Here is a 19,555-nt window from a genome sequence, read left to right on the forward strand (position 1 = left end):
ATAAGCGACGAGAAATTGGAATGGAGCACGGCTGACTCTCTGCGCGTTAGAGTGGGTCGCAAAAGGCCCGAAGATGACGCTTGTGCCCATCACAGGTATCATCATCAGCATGATGGCACGCGCGAAATACAAGCTTGACCTTGCTGACACCCATGCAGAAATATGTTTTGCCGCATTCGACACGGGCGTGCAAATCCGCGCCTACGGTGCGGCGGACATCTGCACTCCGGCACTCGAGCAAGCCTATGCGGATTGCAGACGCTACGAACGGCTCTTCTCTCGCACGATCCCCAGCTCCGACATATCGCGCATCAACGCAGCACGGGGCGCCTGGGTCGAAGTCAACGTGGACACGGCCGAACTCATCGAACGCGCACTCGCGTATTGCGCGGCAAGCCATGGCGTTTTCGACATCACGATCGGTGCCGCAAGCAGACTCTGGAACCTCAAGGAGAGTATCATCCCGCCCGCCGAGGTGCTTGCCGAAGCCGTGCAACATGTCAACTGGCGCGGCGTGCAGGTCAATCGTTCAGAAGACGCAGCGCGCGTGCGCCTCGATGATCCGGCAGCCATGATTGACCTCGGCGGCATCGCGAAGGGATGGATTGCCGATGCGCTTGACCACATGCTTGAGCGAGCGGGGGTTTGCGCTTACGTCATCGACCTCGGTGGCAACGTGCTCGTGCGCGGCAGCAAGCCCGATGGCTCGCCCTGGAAAGTCGGGCTTCCCCACCCCGCGCAAGGGCGTGCAGGATCTGCGCTCGCGGGCACGATCGAGCTCGAGAGTGGAAGCATCGTCACAAGCGGCATCTACGAGCGGGCCTGTGTGCATGACGGCGTGCTCTACCACCACGTGCTCAGCCCACATACGGGCATGCCCATCGAGACGGAATATCCAGCGGTTTCCGTCGTATGCGAACGCTCGATCGACGCCGAGGGCTACTCGACGACGCTCCTCGCACTCGGCGCGAAACGCGGTCGCGAGCTCATGGCAGAGCATCCGGAAATCCTGCAGGCGTACTTCATCTCCTGGAACGGGGAGATACAACCGCTGCGTTAACTACGACGCGCAAAAATGGCGAAAGTCACGCTAGTCCTTCGTGCGCTCGAAATGCACGATCTGCTTCTTCATCGAGATCTTGCCGACCTGCCAACCATGCGGCAGTAGCTCCTTCTTGTAATTGAGAAACGAGTGGTCAAGAGGCACGCCGGCGATATCGCCAATCTCCTCGAACGAAAGATCGAGGATCTCTCCCGGCTGCTTCGCGACATAGTCCCATAGCTTGTCGTACTTGCTCATGGTCGCTTTCCTAGGCGATGCCGCGCGTCTCCTTGAGATGCGCGATGACATCCTCAACGCCGTTGTAGAGCTTCTCGTCGTCGTAAAGGTATGGAATGAGATTTGCGTCGCCGCCAAGCGCGAGCAGCTCGTTGTACGGAGCCTCCTGCTCAACATCGCGCTTGTCGAGCTCGATGCCGTGTTCCGTGGCGAAATCGGTCACGATGGCACAGGTAGCGCACGGCGCCCAGTAATAGAGAATCGGCGTAGCCATGGTTCCTCCTTATCGGCAGTTTGCATGGGAACATTATACGTGAAGGGGTGTGTCAGGGGGTCTGACCCCCTGACACACTGACACACGATCATTCGTTCGCGGGATGCTCGAGCGCCTCGTAGAGAAGACGCGGTGTCAATGCCACCAGATACTCGCAAAACTCCCGCATCTCGTAGGGAAGCTCGCCCGAGCGAAACTTGTTGGTCATGATGGACTCACAGTAGGGAAACGCCTCTATCTGGAACGCGAGCTCCCCCGTAATCTCGCGATGCTGAAACTCCGTGATGGTCTGGGTGAGGTTCTTTTGCCGCTCCCTCACGAAGGAGGGCACCGCCGATTGGTATTCGCGCCCCACCGACGCACTGGCAAAGAGCGCATTGAACTTCGACATCTCGCGCGTAGTGATCATATGCCCCTCGAGCCACGTAAGATCGCGCCCGATGCGAAAGATCCCGTCTTCGTGACACTGATGACCGATCCAATTGACCACGGCATATTTGTCCTCGAAGTTATGGTAAAAGTTCGAACGGCTCACGCCCGATTCCCGCACGATGTCCTCGATGTGTATGCGCGCGAAGGGCGTGTCGGCGCAAAGCCGGTTCATGGCCTCGGCCACGCGAAGCTTGGTGAGGTACGAGCGAGAGTACATTTTCTGGTCTGATGCCAAATCGCCGATCACGAGGACCCCTCCCCCTGGAGTCGTTGGTTTTCGCCACGAAAGTGGCCGCACAAATCACGAAAGTGAGATGTTTTGCCCAAAATGTACTACACCATTGGACGCTTTTCCAATCCTAGCCCCCATGGGGAAACATAAGGAAGCTTCCATTCCTTGAGGCTATCACACTCCCCTTTCTATAGTCGTCTCATGTTTCAGACGAAATCCCGTCACCGGGTAATAGAGGAGGGAGAGCACCTATGACGAAAGAGGAAAAGAGGACAGAGATATTCAACTCGGGACGAGCGTGGATCGTTGCCTGCGTGGCCATCATCGCCTCGATTCTGATCTCGGTCAACTGCAACAAGCTGCCGGCGACCATGTCGCTCGTGATTCCCGCGCTTGGCATCGATACCGGCATGGCGGCAAACATCATGTCGCTCAACGGATACGTCGGTCTGATAATGACCTTCGTCGTCGCCGCCATCATCATGAAGTTCGGAGCGCGCAAGGCCACGACACTCGTATTGGTATGCGCAGTAGCCGGCGCCATCATTTCGGCGATGGCCACGAGCGTCGAGCTTCTCGTCGTCGGCCGTCTTATCGAAGGCGTCGGATACGCCTGCATCGGCTCGGTAGTGCCGGTCATCATCTCCGAGTGGTTCCCGCCATCTAGGCGCGGCGTCCCCATGGGCCTGTTTTCCGTATGGGTGCCCCTGGGTTCCATGTTCATCATGGGCACGTCCGGCTTCTTCTTCAACGTCGGCGACCCCTACAGCTACCACAACGTCTTCTGGTTCGTGGTGGTCCTGCTGGCCATCGTCACGGTGGTCTGGATTCTGGCCATACGCGATCCCAAGGTCTCGTACCTGGACGAGGTTGACCCCAACGCGCCCAAGCCGAAGATGTCCGAGGGCTTCAAGAGCCTGTCTTGCTGGATCTCGATGGTCGCCTTCGCGGCGTTCTCCCTGGGCACCGCCTGCGTCATGAACTTCGAGACGCTCTACATGGTGCAGACCATGGGCATGGACCAGCTGGGTGCCAACACCATGATGAACATCGCCAACATTGCCGTGGTTATCGGCGGCATCGCCATCGGCGTGGTCATGAACCTAGTGACGGGCAACACCCAGCGTCTTGCCATCCTCGTCGTGGCATCCGTCGTGCTCGGTGTCTCGTTCTCGATGGCCTACACCATCGGCGAGGGAATGCTGATTCCCTGGCTCATCCTGTTCGGCCTTTCCAATGGCGTGGTCCCGGCCATCTTCTTCACCATGGTCGCCGAGATAGCACCTCGACCCGAGTTGGCCGGTATCTCGTCTTCGCTCATGAGCTGCGGCCAGTGCGTGGGCGGCATCCTCTTCGGCCTGGTGGGCGTCATCGTCTCCAGCGCCGGATGGGGTGCGTGCACGGGACTGCTCATGGGAGTCGGCATCGTGCTCGTCGTGGGTGCCATCGCCCTCATGGTGGTCATCAAGGCGCGCGACGCGAAGAAGGTGCAGAAGGACGCCTAAGACCGCCGGCCTACCGGCACAAGTAGAGAACCCTTGCATTGTTCGATTTGCAGGAATGTACGTGAGAAGAGAAAGAGGAAGACATGGAATTCAAAAACGATCTAGGTAAGCCGTGGAAGTTCCAAGATGGTGACTTCACCGTGATCCGCTCTTCGGTGTGGTCTCCCCCGGGTTGCCATCCCGTCGGATGCGGGATTAAGCTCTACGTGGACAAGGACGGACGTCTTGACCATGTGGAAGGCGACGAGAACGATCCCATCACCCAGGGTCGCCTGTGCCCCAGATGCGTCGCCCTCAAGGATTACATCTACAACCCCTCGCGCGTCATCTATCCCCAGAAGCGTGCGAAGGAGGAGCGCGGAAACGCCGATGCATGGGAGCGCTGCAGCTGGGACGAGGCCCTCGACATCATCATGGACAACTGGCGCCGACTCACCGACGAGTACGGACGCGAGACCATGGCCATCTTCGTGGGTACCGGCCGTGACGGCATGCTCTCCCAGGACTTCCAGCTGTCCATCTTCCGCACGCCCAACCTGGCCTACACCCAGTCCGGTTACGCCTGCTACCAGCCGCGCATGATGTCGTCGCAGATGGTGCTCGGTGCCCTGTACCCCGAGCTTGACTACGCCGGCGGCCTCGAGGGTGGCTATGACGACCCGGAGTACTGCGTGCCTGAGCTCATGGTCCTCTGGGGCAAGATGCCCCTGGCATCCAACCCGGATGGCTTCTTCGGCCATGCGGTCATCGACCTCATGAAGCGCGGTGCGAAGCTCGTCACCATCGATCCGCGCGTCAACTGGCTGGCAACCAGGTCCGAGCTGCAGCTGCGCCTGCGCAACGGCACGGATGCCGCCCTTGCCATGGCGATGTGCAACATCATCATCAAGGAAGACCTCTACGATCACGATTTCGTGGAGCGCTGGACCTACGGCTTTGACGAGTTCGCCGAGCGCGTTGCCTATATGACGCCCGAGGATGCCGCCCGCATCTGCGAGGTTCCCGTCGAGGACATCTACACGGTGGCCCGCATGTACGCCAACGCCCATCCGGCCTCCATCGCCTGGGGCCTCGCCTTCGACCAGAACACCAACGGCATGCAGGCCGGTCAGTGCGTACTCGCCATGATATGCATGTGCGGCAACCTCGACGTGCCCGGCGGCAACATCGTCGCCGACCTGTCGATGCCCGAGGACATCACCGGCGACGCCGCATCCGGGCAGTCGGAGCACAACACCGACACGCGCGCCTTCATCACCGAGGGCTGGTACCAGATGACCGACGAGGAACGCGACAAGTGCATCGGCATGGACAAGTATCCCCTGTACTGCAACCAGATTACCGGTGCCCAAGCTGACTGCGTGTTGGATACCCTGGAGACGGATGAGCCCTACCCCATCAAGATGGCGTGGATCGCCAACACGAACCTCATCGCCCCGACCAACTCGGCCGAACCCACCCGCTGGCACAAGGCGCTGCTGCGCTCCATCGACTTCGCCTTCGGCACGGACTGCTTCATCACGCCGACCATCCAGGCCGTCTGCGACGTCTTCCTGCCGCTTTCCACGGTGGCCGAGCACGATGGCGTGAACCGCACCCACTATGGTGCCGCCTCCATCACCACCGGCTGCGGCAACAAGGCCATCACCGTGGGCGAGGCCAAGTCCGACCTCGAGATCTACTGCATGCTCGCCAAGCGCATGGCCGAGATGTTCCCCGATGACCCCAAGGCGCGCTTCGCCTACGAGAAGTACCCGGACTACCACGACTATCTCGAGAAGAACCGCCTCGAGGGACGTCACGTGTTCAATGAGGTGCGCGAGCTCGTCAAGTTCAAGCGCAAGGTCTATTACAAGAAATACGAGACCGGCAAGTTGCGCCCCGACGGACAGCCGGGCTTCCTGACCCCAACCGGACGTGTCGAGCTGTGGTCATCGGCCTTCGCAAACAACGGCATGGACCCGCTGCCCTACTACTACGAGCCGGACCTTTCGCCGCGTATTCCCGAGAAGACCGCCGAGGACCTGGAGCTCAAGCGCAATCCGCTGGTCCCCGAGGAACTGGACGCCAAGTGGCACGAGCGTGACCTCCCCCACGAGGAGATCATGGAGAAGTACCCGTTCATCATGTCCACGGGTCACCGCCGCTACTCCTCGTTCCACTCCGAGCACCGTCAGGTGGCCGTGCTGCGCGAGCTCGATCCGAACCCGATGATCGAGATCAACCCGGCCGACGCAGAGCGCATCGGCGTCTCCGATGGCCAGTGGTGCGAGATATCCAACATGTTTGGCAGCGCGAAGTTCAAGGCGCGCGTGATGCCGACTGTGGGTGAAGGTCATGTCGAGGTTGATCACGGCTGGTGGTTCCCCGAGCAAGACGGCAGCGAGCCCAGTCTCTTCGGGGTCTGGCAGTCCAACTGCAACGACCTCATCCCGGAACACCACAACAACGCCCTTGGCCTGGGAGCCCCCTACAAGAGCGCATGCTGCAACGTGGTGCCCCTCAAGGAAAGCTACGACGTCGACATGGCAGCATTCGGCGAGAAATTCGGAAAGCTGGTGTAAATCATGACTCAATACGGATTGCTTATCGATTACGAATTCTGCACGGGATGCCAGAGCTGCGAGGTCAGCTGCAAGGAGGAGCATGACTTCCCCGTCGGCAAGTGGGGCATCCGCGTCCTGGACGACGGTCCCTGGCAGAAGGACGATTCCAAGGACATCGGGAACTGCTACAACTGGAACAAGATTCCCACTCCCACTGACCTGTGCGACCTGTGCATCGACCGTTTGCGCGATGGACGCGAGCCCGTGTGCATGCACAACTGCCTGGCCGATGTCATTCGCTTCGGCACCATCGACGAAATGGCCGAGGAGCTGAAGCGCAAGCCCAAGCAAGTGCTCTGGACCCCCTGCGACATCAATCTCTAGTTTCATCAGTACCGCAAGCCCGAATGGTGCGTCTCTTGACGAGGCGCACCATTCGCCACGCGTGAACCATCCGAGGAGGAAGCCATGTCCATGCGCAGGAATTCCAACGGAGCGTTGACCACGATGAACGTCATCGGCATCCTGGCGCTGTTCTGCACCATGAGCGAGTTCGCCATTCTGACGCCATCCATCGCAGCCTTCTCGCATCATTTTGCCGATACCGACATCACCACCATCATGCTCGCAAACAGCATCACCGGCATCGTGTCGGTACCGGTGAGCATCGCGTCCGGCGCCCTGCTCCCGAAGATCGGCTTCAAGCCCGCTGCCATCGCGGGCATCCTCATCATGACGGTGGGCGGCGCGTACCCCTTCCTCATGCCCGATATCACCGACTACAACCTCATCATCTTCTCGCGCATTATCGTCGGCATTGGCCTGGGCATCATGTTTCCCGTGGGCAACGCGAGCATCATCGCGTTGTGCGAGGGCGAGCAACGTTCACGCCTGCTTGGTCTGGGAATCACCATCCAGTTCGTCTTCAACATCATCTACACCACGGTAGCCGGCTATCTGACCGAGATCGGTTGGAACTACTCGTTCTTGGCGTATCTAATCGGCTTTGTCCCCATGGTCATCGCGTTGCTGTGGATGCCCGAAGCCAAGGGTGTCGTTCGCGCCAAGCTCGCAGGCCAGGTCAAGACGAAGGGAGTCGCAAAGCCGAAGATTCCGCGTTCCATCGCGGGATATGCGCTATTCGCGCTGGCGGCGTGGACCTGCGTCGTGACGGTGCAGGTAGTAACCTCCTCGGTACTTGACTGGCGCGGACTTGCCGGACCGGGCGAGGCGGCGCTTGTCATCAACTGCTGCGGCATCGGAACCATCCTGTGCGGCCTGCTCTTCCCCTACCTCGTCCGCTGGTTCAAGGCGCGTCTGTTCGGGATATCGGCCGCGTTCATCGTGATAGGACTCATCCCCTGCCTGCTGGCACCGTCATCCATCGTCTACGCCCTGGGCGTCTTCATCTTGGGGTTTGCCGGCTCCGCGTTCTTCACCGCCGCGCAAAACGCGACAGGCAATGTCACGCCTCCCGAGCGCGTGCCCTTCGTGAGCGGCATCATGACGTCGATGATGAATCTGGGGCCGTTCTTGGCACCCTATGTGTTCAGTTGCTCGATGCTCCTGCTGCCGGCCATGGGCTTCGATGCCGTGTTCCCGGTTCTCATCGTCATCGCCTTGGTGGTATGCGTCATCGGCCTTGTTCACCCCATGCGCGCCCTCATGATGCGCAAACCCGAATAGGCTGGGTGCGATATGCCACGTTGCTTCGCATGCATCCATTGCGGAAAATGCGGGCCGCCAAGCTCGGACGCCAAAGTCCGCCCCATCGGATACTGCATCTTCTGCGACACGCAAAACGATGCAAGCGATACCACCTGCAAGACATGTGGCAAGCGCCTGCCGTTGCCTCCCGGCAACGTGAACGCGGCTAGCAGCTGACAGGCTAGATGCTCACCGTCAGGCCGTCCATGAGGTCGTTCACGGTCTTCATGGCGCACATCTTGCCGCACATCGTGCAGGTCCCTTCCGTGACGGGCGGGGCGCTCTCGTAGAACTCGCGCGCACGTTGCGGATCGAGGGCGAGGTCGAACATCTCGCTCCACGACACGCGACGACGAGCATCGCTCATGCGATTGTCCCGGTCACGCGCACCTGGCACGCCTTTGGCGATGTCGGCGGCATGGGCGGCGATTTTGGTGGCGACGAGTCCCTCGCGCACATCGTTGGCGTCCGGTAGGCGCAGATGCTCGGCCGGCGTCACGTAGCAGAGGAAGTCAGCCCCGCTCGAGGCCGCGATGGCCCCGCCGATGGCCGCCGTGATGTGATCGTAGCCGGGAGCGATATCGGTCACGAGCGGGCCGAGCACGTAGAAGGGCGCCTCGTGGCACAGGCGCTTCTCCATCTTCATGTTGGCCGCGATTTCGTCGAGCGCCATGTGTCCCGGCCCCTCGACCATCACCTGCACGCCGGCATCCCACGCGCGTTGCGTGAGCTTGCCGATTTCGATGAGCTCGGCAATCTGGGCGGCATCGCTTGCATCGTAGATGCTACCGGGGCGCATCGCATCGCCAAGGGAGATGGTCACGTCATGCTCGTGCAGGATGGCGAGCACGTCATCGTAGAACTCGTAGAACGGATTCTCGTTGCCGGTCGCCTCCATCCAGGCAAAGATCAGCGAACCACCCCGACTGACGATGTTCGTGAGACGCCCCGTCTCCTTGAACGAGTCGATGACCCGGCGGTTCATGCCCGCATGTACCGTCACGAAATCGACGCCGTCTTCGGCATGCGCGCGAATGACCTCGAGAAAATCGTCCGGCGTGATGTCGATGAGCGCCTTCTCCAGATACCCAATGGCATCGTACATGGGCACCGTGCCCACCATTGCCGGGGACCGATCGATGAGCGCACGGCGAAACGCGCGCGTCTTTCCCGAGTTCGAGAGGTCCATGATCGCCTCGGCGCCCAGCTCGAGCGCGACATCGACCTTGCGCCACTCCTCCTCCTCGTCGGCCAGGTCGCCCGAAATGCCAAGGTTGACGTTGACCTTGGTGCGCAGTGACACACCATCCAGGCATGAGCCCACGCCCTCGGGATTAAGCGAAGCGTGGTGGATGTTCGCCGGAATGGCAATGCGTCCAGCAGCGACGGCCTCACGCACGTTTTCCGCGCAGATGCCCTCCTTCGCGGCGACGGCGCGCATCTGCTCGGTCACGATTCCGGCACGCGCGTAATCGATTTGCGTTATTTGATTGCCCATGGCGTCCATGGCGCACTCCCTTCGTTGGCATTACCCACACAGGTTCATCGGGTCGGCATCGTAAGCGCCCTCTCAGCCTGGACCATCCAAGCTCCCCGGTTATGGTTTGGGATTATATGTCAGATACGGCGCGATGATTCGCCAGAGCGAAAATCCCGCGCTAGCTCTTGCGCTGAAGCCTCTCGAGCTCGGCCTTGAGCGAGGCATAGTGCTTGAACTCTTCCTCGGACCAACTACCAAAGAGCGCTTCCTCGAGCATTTGGCTGGCCGTAACAGCAAGGCCCTCTTGCGGATAGAGGCGCTCACGGCTGCGGTTGTAGAGGTAGATTTGATCGAACATGCCCGAATCCTCGAGTACAGCGAGGTTGCGCACGATCTGGTCGACGATCTTGCGATGATGGGCGGGGTCGGTTGCTCGGGGCGTGGTGCCGGCAAGACGCATTTGCTCATAGCGGAGTTGGCAGGAGACGAGCGATATCTCCGGCTTGACCGCCATGAGAGCGAGCGAGACATCATAGCCGCGCTCACGTAGGAGCGTGGCGGTCGCGAGAGGCACCTGAGACGTGCGTAGCGTGCCCTCGATGATGAGGTTGTAGCCGGCCGAGGAAAGCGCATCGACGAAGGCCTCCACCATCTTGCCTGCCCATTGCGCCGTATAATCGACGGCCTTATCGCCATAGGCGCTTTGCAGAGCAAAGAAGCGCGGGTGAAGCTTTCGATATTCATCACCGTTGATGACGATGACATCCTTTTTGAACATCTCGAGAAACACGTGGTGAAGAGTGGTCTTGCCTGCCCCGCTTTGACCACCAAGCAAGATTGCCTGCGGTCGATCATGCGGCGACAGACAAGCGGGCGCTACCATCGTCTCGAGCTGACCAATCAGCTTTTCGGAAAACTCTTCTTCGGAATACTCCGCAAGATAGTTACCCATGTCAGGCCGCCTGCGGGATATAGCGGTCTGCGAGTTTATCGAATGCGTCAAGTTGGCCCTTAATTTCTGCCAGCTTACCCTTGTTGGAGTTTTCGGAACTGACAATAGTAGGCTTAAGCAAGGCAATCTGATTGATGATGTCGGAAAACACCATTTCGCGCATTGCATCGCCATGTTTCCGTGCGGTCGACCTCAGCGCAAATAGCTTGGCCAGAATCTCGGCGGCTTTCTCCGTAAGCACCTCTTGCGTGAGCGTAATCTGATAGATCTCCGTCATGTCCATATCTTCATCTCCTTCGCCAAAGTAGACCTCTGCATAGACGATTTCCTCGACGCCATGACGCTCCTTCTCGGAAAGCTCCTTGCCGTCACGGTCGAGGCAGTCCATGATGAAGCGCGGCAAACGGGCGGCACGGATGAGGTTGGCGTTGGCGCGAGAGGGCTTCTGTCCCTTCTCGTAGCGCGCGAGACTCGCCTCCCCCAGCCCGAGCAAACGCGCGAACGAGCGTTGCGAGAGGCCGTACTTGGCGCGGATGTCCTTGATGTCCTGCGGTGTGAGTTCGTGGGCCATGCCCTACCTCCTCGAACAGAAATCACTCATGTGATGTCTTCGTAAGCTTATAATACTATAATTTGATTGTAATTATAGTATTTTATTATCTTTTGTTATGTTTTTACTGATTTGCAATCATTTGATATGCATATACACAGTTTGGTACATCCCGATCACGCATTTGGCGGCCCAGCACGAAGCGCAACATACATGTGCAGTTTTATGCGCCCCGATCACATGACGCTTTGACAGCATGCGTACCCTCCCGTACACTGGGCGAACCCGGATTCGATTTGAGGTGGATGTATGTGCGGAGAATTCGTCATCTAGTCTTTCTCGGCTAAGTGCCGAACACTAGTCATTCCCATTCCGCACACCCACGTTCCGGGAGATTCCCATGTCAAAGAACATCTCTTCAAACTCGCCTGCGCAGGCGGGAAAGCCTGCCGAATCCACCGACGCGCTTCTCACGAGCGCCGTCGGCTTGCCCCTTCCCAAGAACTGGCTGGCGATCATCAGCTTCATATGGGCCGGTCAGGCCGTCTCGATGATAACCAGCTACGCTGCGGGCTATGCCGTCGTGTGGTACGTGACCGAATCCACCGGCAGCGCGCTCGTGCTTGCCGTGATGAACATATGCGTGATGCTCCCCGTCGGTCTTCTCTCCCCCTTTGGCGGCATCGTGGCAGACAAGCACAACCGCAAGATGATCATGATCGTGGCCGACGGCGCCATTGGGCTCATCTCGTTGATAGCGGGATTCATCATCCTCGCAGGCGATGTCTCGCTCGTGTTGCTTACCCTCGTCTGCGTGGCACGCGCCATCGGCCAGGCCTTCCACAGCCCGGCGATGATGGCGACCATGCCCATGCTCGTGCCCGACAAGCACCTCCTGCGCATCAACACGCTCGACCAGTTGCTCGCCTCCATTGCCGGCATAGGCGCGCCCGCCTTCGGCATCTTCCTCTACACCACCATGGGGTTTTCCTCGGTCATGTTCCTCGACTTCATCGGAGCACTCTTCGCCATTGCTGGGCTTGCGCTTGCGAAGGTCCCCACCGTCATTGACGAGACAGCCACGCAACAGCATGTCATCGCCAACCTGCGCGACGGCTTCCGTGCCGTCGCGGCATCGCGCGGCTTGCTGCTTCTCATCGTCATGGTCACCATCGGCATGATGATATTCGGCCCGCTCTCGGCCGTGTTCCCGCTGATGACGTACGAGCATTTCTCGGGCGATGGCTACATGGCCTCGCTCGTCGAGGCGGCATTCGGTATCGGCATGCTCGTGGGCTCGGGCATACTCATGGCATGGGGCGGCGGCAAGAGGCTCGCGGGCCTTATCGCCGTGGCCGCCGTCATCGTGGGGGCAACGACGACGGCGTGTGGGCTTCTGCCCCCGACAGGTTTCGTCGCCTTCGTGATGCTCGTCGCTGTGATGGCCATGGCCTGCGCATGGTTCAACGGTCCCACGATGACCCTCACGCAACGCAACGTGCCCGATGAGAAGATGGGGCGCGCCATGGGCCTGCTCAACGCCGCCATGGGGCTCGCGACGCCCATCGGCATCGCCATCGGCGGCGTGGCGGCCGAGCTCATGGGCGTAGCTCCGTTTTTCGTGGTGGACGGCATCGCGTGCCTCGTGCTAGGCCTCGTGGCCTACATCCCCAAGTCGATCCGCGCCCTCGACGAAGGCTAGCGTACCGAATGTGACAAAACGCGCCGGGGCAGTTTTGTCGATACCTCTGCACACCAGTTATCCCTGCTGTTCGGAGACCCCGCGCTTGCCGTACCCATAGCGCTTTCTGAACGCGACCATGAAGCAAATCGAGAGGACGGCGGCCGCCAGCTCGCCCACCGTGACGGAAAGCCAGATGCCGTCGATACCCAAGACCAGGGGAAGCAGCAGTACCGCGCCGCACTCGAACACGAGAGTGCGCAGAAAGGCGATGATGGCAGAGACGATACCGTTGCCAAGCGAGGTGAACAACGCCGAAGCATAGATAGGGATGCCCATGATGAGGAAGGCGAAAGCGTAGATCTGGTACGCGTTGACCGTGAACTCGAGCAACACCGCGTCGTAGCTCACGAATATGGCGGAGAGCGGCCCGGCAAGCCATTCGGCGGCCAGGAACATGAAGACGCTGCCCACGCCGATGAACCCAAGGCTCTTGAGCAGGATGCTGCGCATCTCCTTGCGATTGCGCGCACCGTACTGGTAACTCATGAGCGGCGAGCTGCCGAGCGCATATCCCATGAAGATGGCCGCGAAGATCATCGCCGTGTAGCCGATGACGCTGAACGCCGCGACGCCATCTTCGCCGATGTAGCGCATGAGCTGGAAGTTGTAGAGCATGGTCGTGAGACTCATGGCGATGTTGGAGACGAGCTCGGAGCATCCGTTGAGGCAGGACCTGCCGATGGGTCGCCACTCAAGGCGCGTCCTGACCAGGCGCAGCAGGCTCGAATTGTGCTTGCGCAAGAAGTAGACGAGCGGAATGAGGCCACCCACCACCTGACCGAGCGCCGTGGCGATGGCGCCTCCCGCAATCCCCCAGCCAAAGACGCAGATGAACAGCCAGTCGAGCACGACGTTCACGACGCCCGCGGCAACGATGACGTAGAAGCCGTAGTTGGGCTTGCCTGCCGTGGAATAGAAGATCTGGAACGCGAACTGCAGCGCGTAGAACGGCAGCGCGAGCAGCACCCAACGACCGTAGATGACGCTCTCGTCAAGCAACGCGCCCTGCGCTCCGAAGGCCTCGAGTAACGGCACGAGGATCAGCTGCCCGATGACGGCGAGCATGACCGCGAGGACGATCGTGAAGATGACGAGCATGCTGAAGTAGCGGTTGGCCTTCTCGTCGTCGCCCTCGCCACGGGTCTTGGCGACCAGCGCGCTACCGCCCGTGCCCGTCATGAGGCCAATCGTCGCGAGGATCATGACGACGGGCCAGGCCAGGTTGACGGCCGCCAACGCGGTCTTGCCGACGAAGTTCGAGACGAAGAAACCATCCACCACCTCGTAGAGCGAGGTGAAGATCATCATGCAAATCGTCGGAAACGTGTATTTGAGAAGGGCACTCATGGAAAAGTGCCGGTTCATGTCCTGCGTCATAAGGAGTCTCTCGTATCCAATACAAAGCTGGGCGTAGCGCCAAAGGGTTCACACGAGAGAAACAGTGTACCTCATCGCCAACGCTAGTTATGTATAGGTGACGGCCGTACCCATTTCATCCGTGATGCTTGTGGTGTCTCCCACCCTGGGCATCACCATCTTGGGCCACGGCCGTACCGCCATGGTGCGATGCAATCTGATCGCGCAGCTCGCGCATCGAGAGCCCCGCGCAATCGTCAATCGTCAAATCAGGATCGAGCTCCGTCAGCTCAAGGGCGGCTACATAACGACCGCAACCCATTCCGTGAGCATGAGCCTCTTCGCGCACCTGCAAACTCACCGCATCACATGACCCCCGGCACGGCAAAGCCGCCAGCCGCTCCTCGCTGATGCCCACGAGCATCTGCTCCTGCTCCGCATTATCCGAGGCGACACTTACCTGCACGTAGGCATCGTCACGCAAGTATGGCGCAAGCGAGGGACTCTGGGTGAGCTTCTCGAGCGCCTCGCCATACGAAAGGCCGGTGAGTGACAAGTCTGCGACTACGGCCTGACCGTCATCGTTTATGCCCTCGACGCTTACCACCTGGTCGGCGCTATTGAGTTGCAATTCGATGGAGGGGTTGATGTCGATATCCACATAGGCGCTGATGACGGTGTCGAAGGGTGCAGGCGCAACAGTATCGCCTGACGTGGTGGGATCGCCCGGCACGTTGGCGATGCGGAAAAACCCGAAGCAGGCCACGCCAAGTACGAGACAAGCCGCCAAACCGGCAATGAAGCGATTGAAGCGCACTTTGCGGGAAGGACGACGGCGCTTCGCCTTGGCAGCGCTGGCAATGGGAATGACTTGCGCCGTATCGGCACCCACACTGTCCGCCTCGGCCGCAAGGCGATCATAGGCATCGAGGACCGATTGCCGAGCGCTCGCGGGCGGTTCGAGAGCATCGAAGGCATCGCGCATGCGCGTTTCAAGTTCGCGATCGTTCACGAGAGGGCCTCCTTCAGCGTTTTCTTGCCCCGAGCTATCCAGGAATAGACGGTGTTGACGGGAGCATCGAGCATCTCGGCAATCTCGGGTGCCGTGTATCCCTCGTACAGCGCGAGGTAGAGCGGCAAACGGGGCGGGTCATCGAGAGACCGGAACGCCTCCATGAGCTCCATACGGTCGCAATCGGGTTGTGCCTCGCTGTCACGGGAAATGAGCGCCTCCGACGCGATTGCCTCGTCGAGAGGCTCGTCGTTGCGACGATGCGCCCGCAGCATGTCCTTGCAGACGTTTGATGCAACCGTGATGAGCCATGCCTTGCGATGGGCATCATCGTTGAAGCTCGTCGCATCGGCAAGCGCATACTTGAGGAAGGTCTCCTGGAACGCGTCCTGCGCGTCGTGCTCCGAACGGAAATACCCCATGCACACGTGCCAAACGGTCGCCCCGTGGGCGTTCATGGCAGCTTCGATGTCGTCACGAGACAGCACAGACGCGGTTCCAGGCTCGCTCGCTAGCAGTGAGTCCCGTGGTGACCACCGCCGTGATGGCCGTACCCGGCACCGCCGTTACCGGCACCTGCACCGCAGCCGTTGCCAGCGCCACCAGCGTAGTTGTCACAGACGCCATCGCCATTGTCATCGGTATAGCACGGCCCGTTACCGGCGCCGGCGCCGTAACCATTGCCATTGCCGACATTGGAACCATCGCCGCGGTTGGCATAGTTGTCACAGACGCCATCGCCGTCATCATCGGTGTAGGCATTACCGCTACCAGCACCAAGACCGTAACCGTTGCCGGCGCCGTAGCCATCTGTGTAGTTGTCACAGATGCCATCACCGTTGTCATCAACATAGCAACCGGCGCTGCCAGGACAATCACCCGCCGCGTTCACGCAGCTAAGCGTTGCGCAGACCCGTTGCGAAAGCGGATTTGCCTGCGCCTGCACCGGTGCATTTCCGAGACAGAGCGCAAACGCGGGAATGGCAATGGCCGCGGCAAAGGCGATGCCGAGAATAGCGATCGTGGTTTTCTTCATGATGCACACCTCACTCGTCCGTGCTTTGACTTCACTTATAACACGAACGAGCGAGCTGATTCCTTGCAGGAAATTTCAAAAAACTTATTCGTATTTCTCGACGGCAAGTTCAAGCTGGTTGATGATGTCGATTTGCTGGGGGCACATGCTCTCACAGAGGCCGCACTTGATGCACTCGCTTGCCCTGCCTTCGGCTGTCTGCCAGCTGTAGAGTTCCTTCACGAACTCGTGGTCATGCGTCATGGATTCGAGGTTCAGAAGTTCCATGACCGTGGGAATCTTCACGCCCGAAGGACAACCCTTGACGCAGTAGTTGCAGGCCGTGCAGGGAATCTCCGCCAGCGAGCGCAGCTTCGTGATTGCGCGCTCGAGTGCCTCGTGCTCGGCAGCCGTGAAGGGCTGGTTATTCGCGTAGGACGCGACGTTCTCGTGCGCCTGATCCATGTTCGACATGCCCGAGAGCACGGAGATGACATTGGGGAGGTTCCAGCAGAAGCGATAGGCCCATTCGGCCTGCGTCGAGCCGGGCTTTGCCTCCTCGAGAATGGCCGCCACATCATCCGGCAAGTTGCAGAGGCGTCCACCGCGAGCCGGCTCCATGATGATGACCGGCTTGCCATGTTTCTCTGCCACCTCCATGAGACGCTGCGCGTCATTGTGAGGATCGTTCCAGTCGAGGTAGTTCACCTGGAGTTGCACGAAGTCCATCTCGGGGTGCTCCGTGAGGAGCTTGTCCAGACAATCGGCATCATCGTGCATGGAGAAGCCCACGTAGCGGATCTTTCCGGCGGCCTTCTGCTCTTGCGCCCAATCCCACATGCCATACTCATCGAACTTTGCCGTGCGCTTGCCGCCCACGTTGTGATGCAGGAAGTAGTCCACGTAATCGGTGCCAAGACGCTTGAGCGAGATATCGAGGCACTCCTTGGCAGCCTGCTCATTGGGCATTGCCCATGCCAGGCATTTGGTTGCAATGGTGAACGACTCACGCGGATAGCGCGCGACGAGCGCCTTGCCGAGCGCCACCTCGGACTCGCCCTCGTGATAGACGAACGCGGTATCGAAATAGGTGTTGCCGGCCTCCATGAAGGTATCGACCATCTGCTCGAACTGGGGGATGTCGATGCTCTTGACGTCGTTTTCGTCGAGAAGAGGGAGCCTCATGCAGCCAAAGCCCATCTTGGAAGCGGGAAAAATAGCGTCATTCACGGTATGGTCCTTTCGTCAGCGGCAAACGCCTTGTTGGCATGACATCAAAATCCGTTGCGCATCATAGGCATTAAAGCGAGCTTTAAGTCAAGGAATCCACGCGGAATTCCCCTGGAAGGTCAAGGTTTGCGCGTCTAGAGCGCGGTGCTCTCCTTGAACCTGTAGACCCCCTCCCATCGATTTCACGTGACAGAATTGAAATGTAGGGGCATCTGGGCCGAGCCTTCTCACTCCATCTTCTACAATGACGACGTGACCACGCAAAAAAGGAGGCACCGTGAAGATTCTCGTCGTGGAAGACGACCCGCTCATCGTGCGAACCCTGGGCGAGCTTCTCGAAGCGGAAGGCTACGAAGTCGCCACGACCGCCCGCCAGGACGAGGCGACCACGCTTCTGGCACGATCCTCCTTCGACCTTCTCCTACTCGACATCACCCTTGCACAGGGAAATGGCTTTGCAGTCTGCGCGGCAGCGCGCCAGGCACACCCGGACATGCCGGTCATCTTCCTCACGGCATCCGACGACGAGTACTCGACCGTTGCCGGACTCGACATGGGGGCGGTGGATTACATTGCGAAGCCCTTTCGCGCACGCGAGCTGCTCTCGCGCATGAGGGTCGCGTTGCGTCAGAACTCCAGTGGCGCTGGCATGTTGCGCATCGGAAACCTGTGTCTTGACCCGACGACGGCCGTGGTGAGCAAAGACGGCGAGGAGATCGTGCTCTCGGCCCTCGAATACCGCCTGCTCCTCTACTTTCTCCAGAACCAGGGACGGCTCATCACGCGCGAGATGCTTCGCGATGCCATCTGGGACACGGCAGGCGAATACGTCTCCGACAACTCCATCAACGTCTACATCCGCCGCCTGCGCGAACGCATCGAGGACGACCCCGCGCATCCGGAGGTCATCGTCACGGTCCGCGGACTCGGCTACCGCATCGGAGCGGGGCAATGAGAGGTTCGCTCACTGTTGCGCGCAGGGGAGCTGCTTCGCTCCGACGGTCGCTTCCCGACAGCCCGCTTCGCGGTCTTTACGGCGCGCTCCCTTGTACCTCCGCTTCGCAGCTCGCCTGCGCACATTTGCTCCATACAATCGGCGGGCGCATTCTGAAGGGAGCGCTGTGAACGACTCGCTTGCCAGACACGTTGTAGTCCTCGCCGCACTGTGCATCGCCGTCACCGGCGCGACGTTCCTTGCCGTCGGCGTGGAGGCCGCACTCTGTTGCGCCATCCTCTCCCTTGTCGTCTTCGTCTTCTTCCTCGTCGTCTCGCTGCGCCGCCGAGCCGAGATACGACGCCTCACGGATGAGATCGACGAGGTCCTCAACCTTGGTAGACGCCTGACCTTCTCGAATTGCCGCGAGGGCGACATCGCCGTCCTCGCCAACGAGCTCGAGAAGATGGTGGCGCGCCTTTCCCGGCTTACCAGCCAGATCGAGAGCGAGAAGACCGCGCTGGCGGACTCTTTCGCCGACATATCGCATCAGATCCGCACACCACTGACGGCCGCCGAACTCATGCTCCCGGCTATCGAGCGTGCCACGGACGAGGAGCAGCGCAAGAGGCTCGCGCGCGACCTCGAACACCTGCTCGACCGGGTATCCTGGCTCGTCGCCACGCTGCTCAAGATGGCCAAGGTCGATGCCGGGGCACTGCACATGGAGTCGCGACCCGTATCCGTCGCGTCCATGGTCGCCCGCGCCTGCGCCCCACTCGAGCTGCCCCTCGACCTGCGCGGCATCGCGCTTGTCATCGATATCCCCGACGACGCACGCTTCACGGGCGACGAGACCTGGTGCGCCGAGGCAATCGAGAACATCGTGAAGAACTCGATGGAGCACTGCCAAGCCGGAGGGACGATCACCATACGTGCCGAGGAAGATGCGCTGGCCTGCCACATCTCCATCAGCGATGACGGACCCGGCATATCCGAGGAGGACCTTCCCCACCTCTTCGAGCGCTTCTACCGGGGCACCGGGTCGAAGGAGGGCGAGGGCTTTGGCGTTGGGCTTGCGCTCGCCCGTTCACTCGTCTCGGGGCAAGGCGGCACGCTGCGCGCCGGAAACGTCCCGGGCGAGGATGGCAGCTCCGCCGGCGCCGTCTTCGAAATCGCCTTTCCCAAGCTCTGCGTCTGACGTGCGCCGCGTATCCAGCTTACAAAGCCGTAATGTGCGCGTCACGACCACGCTAGCTTGTCGCACCATACTCGTCTGCGTATCCCGGACACGTGTAAGAAAGGAG

At 60.2% G+C, this 19,555-nt stretch carries 19 protein-coding genes and 1 riboswitch; of the genes, 8 read left to right on the top strand and 11 right to left on the bottom strand.

Going from position 1 to position 19,555, the window contains the following annotated elements:
* The first annotated feature begins 73 nt into the window (after positions 1-73).
* Positions 74-1,060: an FAD:protein FMN transferase gene (locus tag OIM11_06485; GenBank protein ID HJJ00773.1), complete on the top strand. Its 987-nt coding sequence runs from the start codon at positions 74-76 to the stop codon at positions 1,058-1,060.
* 30 nt (positions 1,061-1,090) lie between these two features.
* On the opposite strand, the gene OIM11_06490 is transcribed toward OIM11_06485, so the two are convergent.
* The 3 genes from OIM11_06490 to OIM11_06500 form a co-directional block, all read right to left on the bottom strand.
* A complete protein-coding gene (locus OIM11_06490) occupies positions 1,091-1,300 on the bottom strand; it encodes a hypothetical protein (protein ID HJJ00774.1) in 210 nt (69 codons plus the stop codon).
* 10 nt (positions 1,301-1,310) lie between these two features.
* Positions 1,311-1,553 (bottom strand): hypothetical protein, encoded by a 243-nt coding sequence (locus OIM11_06495; GenBank protein HJJ00775.1) that lies wholly within the window; start codon positions 1,551-1,553, stop codon positions 1,311-1,313.
* Between the two features lie 88 nt (positions 1,554-1,641).
* Positions 1,642-2,232 carry a TetR/AcrR family transcriptional regulator gene (locus OIM11_06500; GenBank protein ID HJJ00776.1) on the bottom strand — a complete coding sequence of 197 codons (591 nt, stop codon included), beginning with the start codon at positions 2,230-2,232 and terminating at the stop codon, positions 1,642-1,644.
* 236 nt (positions 2,233-2,468) lie between these two features.
* Here OIM11_06500 and OIM11_06505 point away from each other — a divergent pair, with 236 nt between their 5' ends.
* The 4 genes from OIM11_06505 (at position 2,469) to OIM11_06520 (ending at position 7,954) form a co-directional block, all read left to right on the top strand.
* A complete protein-coding gene (locus OIM11_06505) occupies positions 2,469-3,722 on the top strand; it encodes an MFS transporter (GenBank protein HJJ00777.1) in 1,254 nt (417 codons plus the stop codon).
* A gap of 83 nt (positions 3,723-3,805) precedes the next feature.
* The gene (locus OIM11_06510; protein HJJ00778.1) at positions 3,806-6,286 is read left to right on the top strand and encodes a molybdopterin-dependent oxidoreductase; all 2,481 of its coding nucleotides are present in this window, start codon (positions 3,806-3,808) and stop codon (positions 6,284-6,286) included.
* Between the two features lie 3 nt (positions 6,287-6,289).
* Positions 6,290-6,652: a hypothetical protein gene (locus OIM11_06515; GenBank protein HJJ00779.1), complete on the top strand. Its 363-nt coding sequence runs from the start codon at positions 6,290-6,292 to the stop codon at positions 6,650-6,652.
* 84 nt (positions 6,653-6,736) lie between these two features.
* Entirely contained in the window at positions 6,737-7,954 is a 1,218-nt protein-coding gene (locus OIM11_06520) for an MFS transporter (GenBank protein HJJ00780.1), read from the top strand.
* A gap of 202 nt (positions 7,955-8,156) precedes the next feature.
* Here the strand turns inward: OIM11_06520 and thiC are convergent, their stop codons facing one another.
* The 3 genes from thiC to OIM11_06535 all read right to left on the bottom strand — a co-directional run bounded on the left by thiC (position 8,157) and on the right by OIM11_06535 (position 10,978).
* Positions 8,157-9,482 (bottom strand): phosphomethylpyrimidine synthase ThiC, encoded by a 1,326-nt coding sequence (gene thiC, locus OIM11_06525; protein ID HJJ00781.1) that lies wholly within the window; start codon positions 9,480-9,482, stop codon positions 8,157-8,159.
* A riboswitch (TPP riboswitch) is annotated at positions 9,473-9,581 on the bottom strand. It overlaps the preceding gene by 10 nt.
* Before the next feature lie 52 nt (positions 9,582-9,633).
* Complete coding sequence (locus tag OIM11_06530) at positions 9,634-10,407, bottom strand: zeta toxin family protein (protein ID HJJ00782.1); 774 nt, start codon at positions 10,405-10,407, stop codon at positions 9,634-9,636.
* A gap of 1 nt (position 10,408) precedes the next feature.
* A complete protein-coding gene (locus OIM11_06535; GenBank protein ID HJJ00783.1) occupies positions 10,409-10,978 on the bottom strand; it encodes a helix-turn-helix domain-containing protein in 570 nt (189 codons plus the stop codon).
* A 379-nt stretch (positions 10,979-11,357) separates the two neighbouring features.
* On the opposite strand from OIM11_06535, the gene OIM11_06540 reads away from it, so the two are divergent.
* On the top strand, positions 11,358-12,659 hold the full coding sequence (locus OIM11_06540) for an MFS transporter (protein ID HJJ00784.1): 1,302 nt from the start codon (positions 11,358-11,360) through the stop codon (positions 12,657-12,659).
* A 57-nt stretch (positions 12,660-12,716) separates the two neighbouring features.
* On the opposite strand, the gene OIM11_06545 is transcribed toward OIM11_06540, so the two are convergent.
* The 5 genes from OIM11_06545 to OIM11_06565 form a co-directional block, all read right to left on the bottom strand.
* Positions 12,717-14,048 carry an MATE family efflux transporter gene (locus OIM11_06545; protein ID HJJ00785.1) on the bottom strand — a complete coding sequence of 444 codons (1,332 nt, stop codon included), beginning with the start codon at positions 14,046-14,048 and terminating at the stop codon, positions 12,717-12,719.
* A 145-nt stretch (positions 14,049-14,193) separates the two neighbouring features.
* A complete protein-coding gene (locus tag OIM11_06550; GenBank protein HJJ00786.1) occupies positions 14,194-15,069 on the bottom strand; it encodes a hypothetical protein in 876 nt (291 codons plus the stop codon).
* A complete protein-coding gene (locus OIM11_06555) occupies positions 15,066-15,527 on the bottom strand; it encodes a sigma-70 family RNA polymerase sigma factor (protein ID HJJ00787.1) in 462 nt (153 codons plus the stop codon). Before OIM11_06555 ends, OIM11_06550 begins: the two co-directional genes overlap by 4 nt.
* Before the next feature lie 53 nt (positions 15,528-15,580).
* The gene (locus OIM11_06560) at positions 15,581-16,105 is read right to left on the bottom strand and encodes a hypothetical protein (GenBank protein ID HJJ00788.1); all 525 of its coding nucleotides are present in this window, start codon (positions 16,103-16,105) and stop codon (positions 15,581-15,583) included.
* Positions 16,106-16,189: 84 nt separating this feature from the next.
* A complete protein-coding gene (locus OIM11_06565) occupies positions 16,190-17,314 on the bottom strand; it encodes an aldo/keto reductase (GenBank protein HJJ00789.1) in 1,125 nt (374 codons plus the stop codon).
* Between the two features lie 277 nt (positions 17,315-17,591).
* Here OIM11_06565 and OIM11_06570 point away from each other — a divergent pair, with 277 nt between their 5' ends.
* Together OIM11_06570 and OIM11_06575 are read left to right on the top strand one after the other, a co-directional pair.
* Positions 17,592-18,269: a response regulator transcription factor gene (locus OIM11_06570; GenBank protein ID HJJ00790.1), complete on the top strand. Its 678-nt coding sequence runs from the start codon at positions 17,592-17,594 to the stop codon at positions 18,267-18,269.
* 166 nt (positions 18,270-18,435) lie between these two features.
* Positions 18,436-19,449: a HAMP domain-containing histidine kinase gene (locus tag OIM11_06575; GenBank protein ID HJJ00791.1), complete on the top strand. Its 1,014-nt coding sequence runs from the start codon at positions 18,436-18,438 to the stop codon at positions 19,447-19,449.
* Positions 19,450-19,555 lie beyond the last annotated feature (106 nt).

The organism is Coriobacteriaceae bacterium, from assembly GCA_025992705.1.
Classification (GTDB): Bacteria; Actinomycetota; Coriobacteriia; order Coriobacteriales; family QAMH01; genus QAMH01.

Coding starts and splice junctions, on each gene's coding strand:
- OIM11_06485 (HJJ00773.1), top strand. CDS start 74: ATGACGCTTGTGCCCATCACAGGTATCATCATCAGCATGATGGCACGC.
- OIM11_06555 (HJJ00787.1), bottom strand. CDS start 15,527: ATGAACGCCCACGGGGCGACCGTTTGGCACGTGTGCATGGGGTATTTC.
- OIM11_06530 (HJJ00782.1), bottom strand. CDS start 10,407: ATGGGTAACTATCTTGCGGAGTATTCCGAAGAAGAGTTTTCCGAAAAG.
- OIM11_06510 (HJJ00778.1), top strand. CDS start 3,806: ATGGAATTCAAAAACGATCTAGGTAAGCCGTGGAAGTTCCAAGATGGT.
- OIM11_06545 (HJJ00785.1), bottom strand. CDS start 14,048: ATGAGTGCCCTTCTCAAATACACGTTTCCGACGATTTGCATGATGATC.
- OIM11_06515 (HJJ00779.1), top strand. CDS start 6,290: ATGACTCAATACGGATTGCTTATCGATTACGAATTCTGCACGGGATGC.
- OIM11_06540 (HJJ00784.1), top strand. CDS start 11,358: ATGTCAAAGAACATCTCTTCAAACTCGCCTGCGCAGGCGGGAAAGCCT.
- OIM11_06490 (HJJ00774.1), bottom strand. CDS start 1,300: ATGAGCAAGTACGACAAGCTATGGGACTATGTCGCGAAGCAGCCGGGA.
- OIM11_06535 (HJJ00783.1), bottom strand. CDS start 10,978: ATGGCCCACGAACTCACACCGCAGGACATCAAGGACATCCGCGCCAAG.
- OIM11_06560 (HJJ00788.1), bottom strand. CDS start 16,105: ATGAAGAAAACCACGATCGCTATTCTCGGCATCGCCTTTGCCGCGGCC.
- OIM11_06505 (HJJ00777.1), top strand. CDS start 2,469: ATGACGAAAGAGGAAAAGAGGACAGAGATATTCAACTCGGGACGAGCG.
- thiC (HJJ00781.1), bottom strand. CDS start 9,482: ATGGACGCCATGGGCAATCAAATAACGCAAATCGATTACGCGCGTGCC.
- OIM11_06495 (HJJ00775.1), bottom strand. CDS start 1,553: ATGGCTACGCCGATTCTCTATTACTGGGCGCCGTGCGCTACCTGTGCC.
- OIM11_06520 (HJJ00780.1), top strand. CDS start 6,737: ATGTCCATGCGCAGGAATTCCAACGGAGCGTTGACCACGATGAACGTC.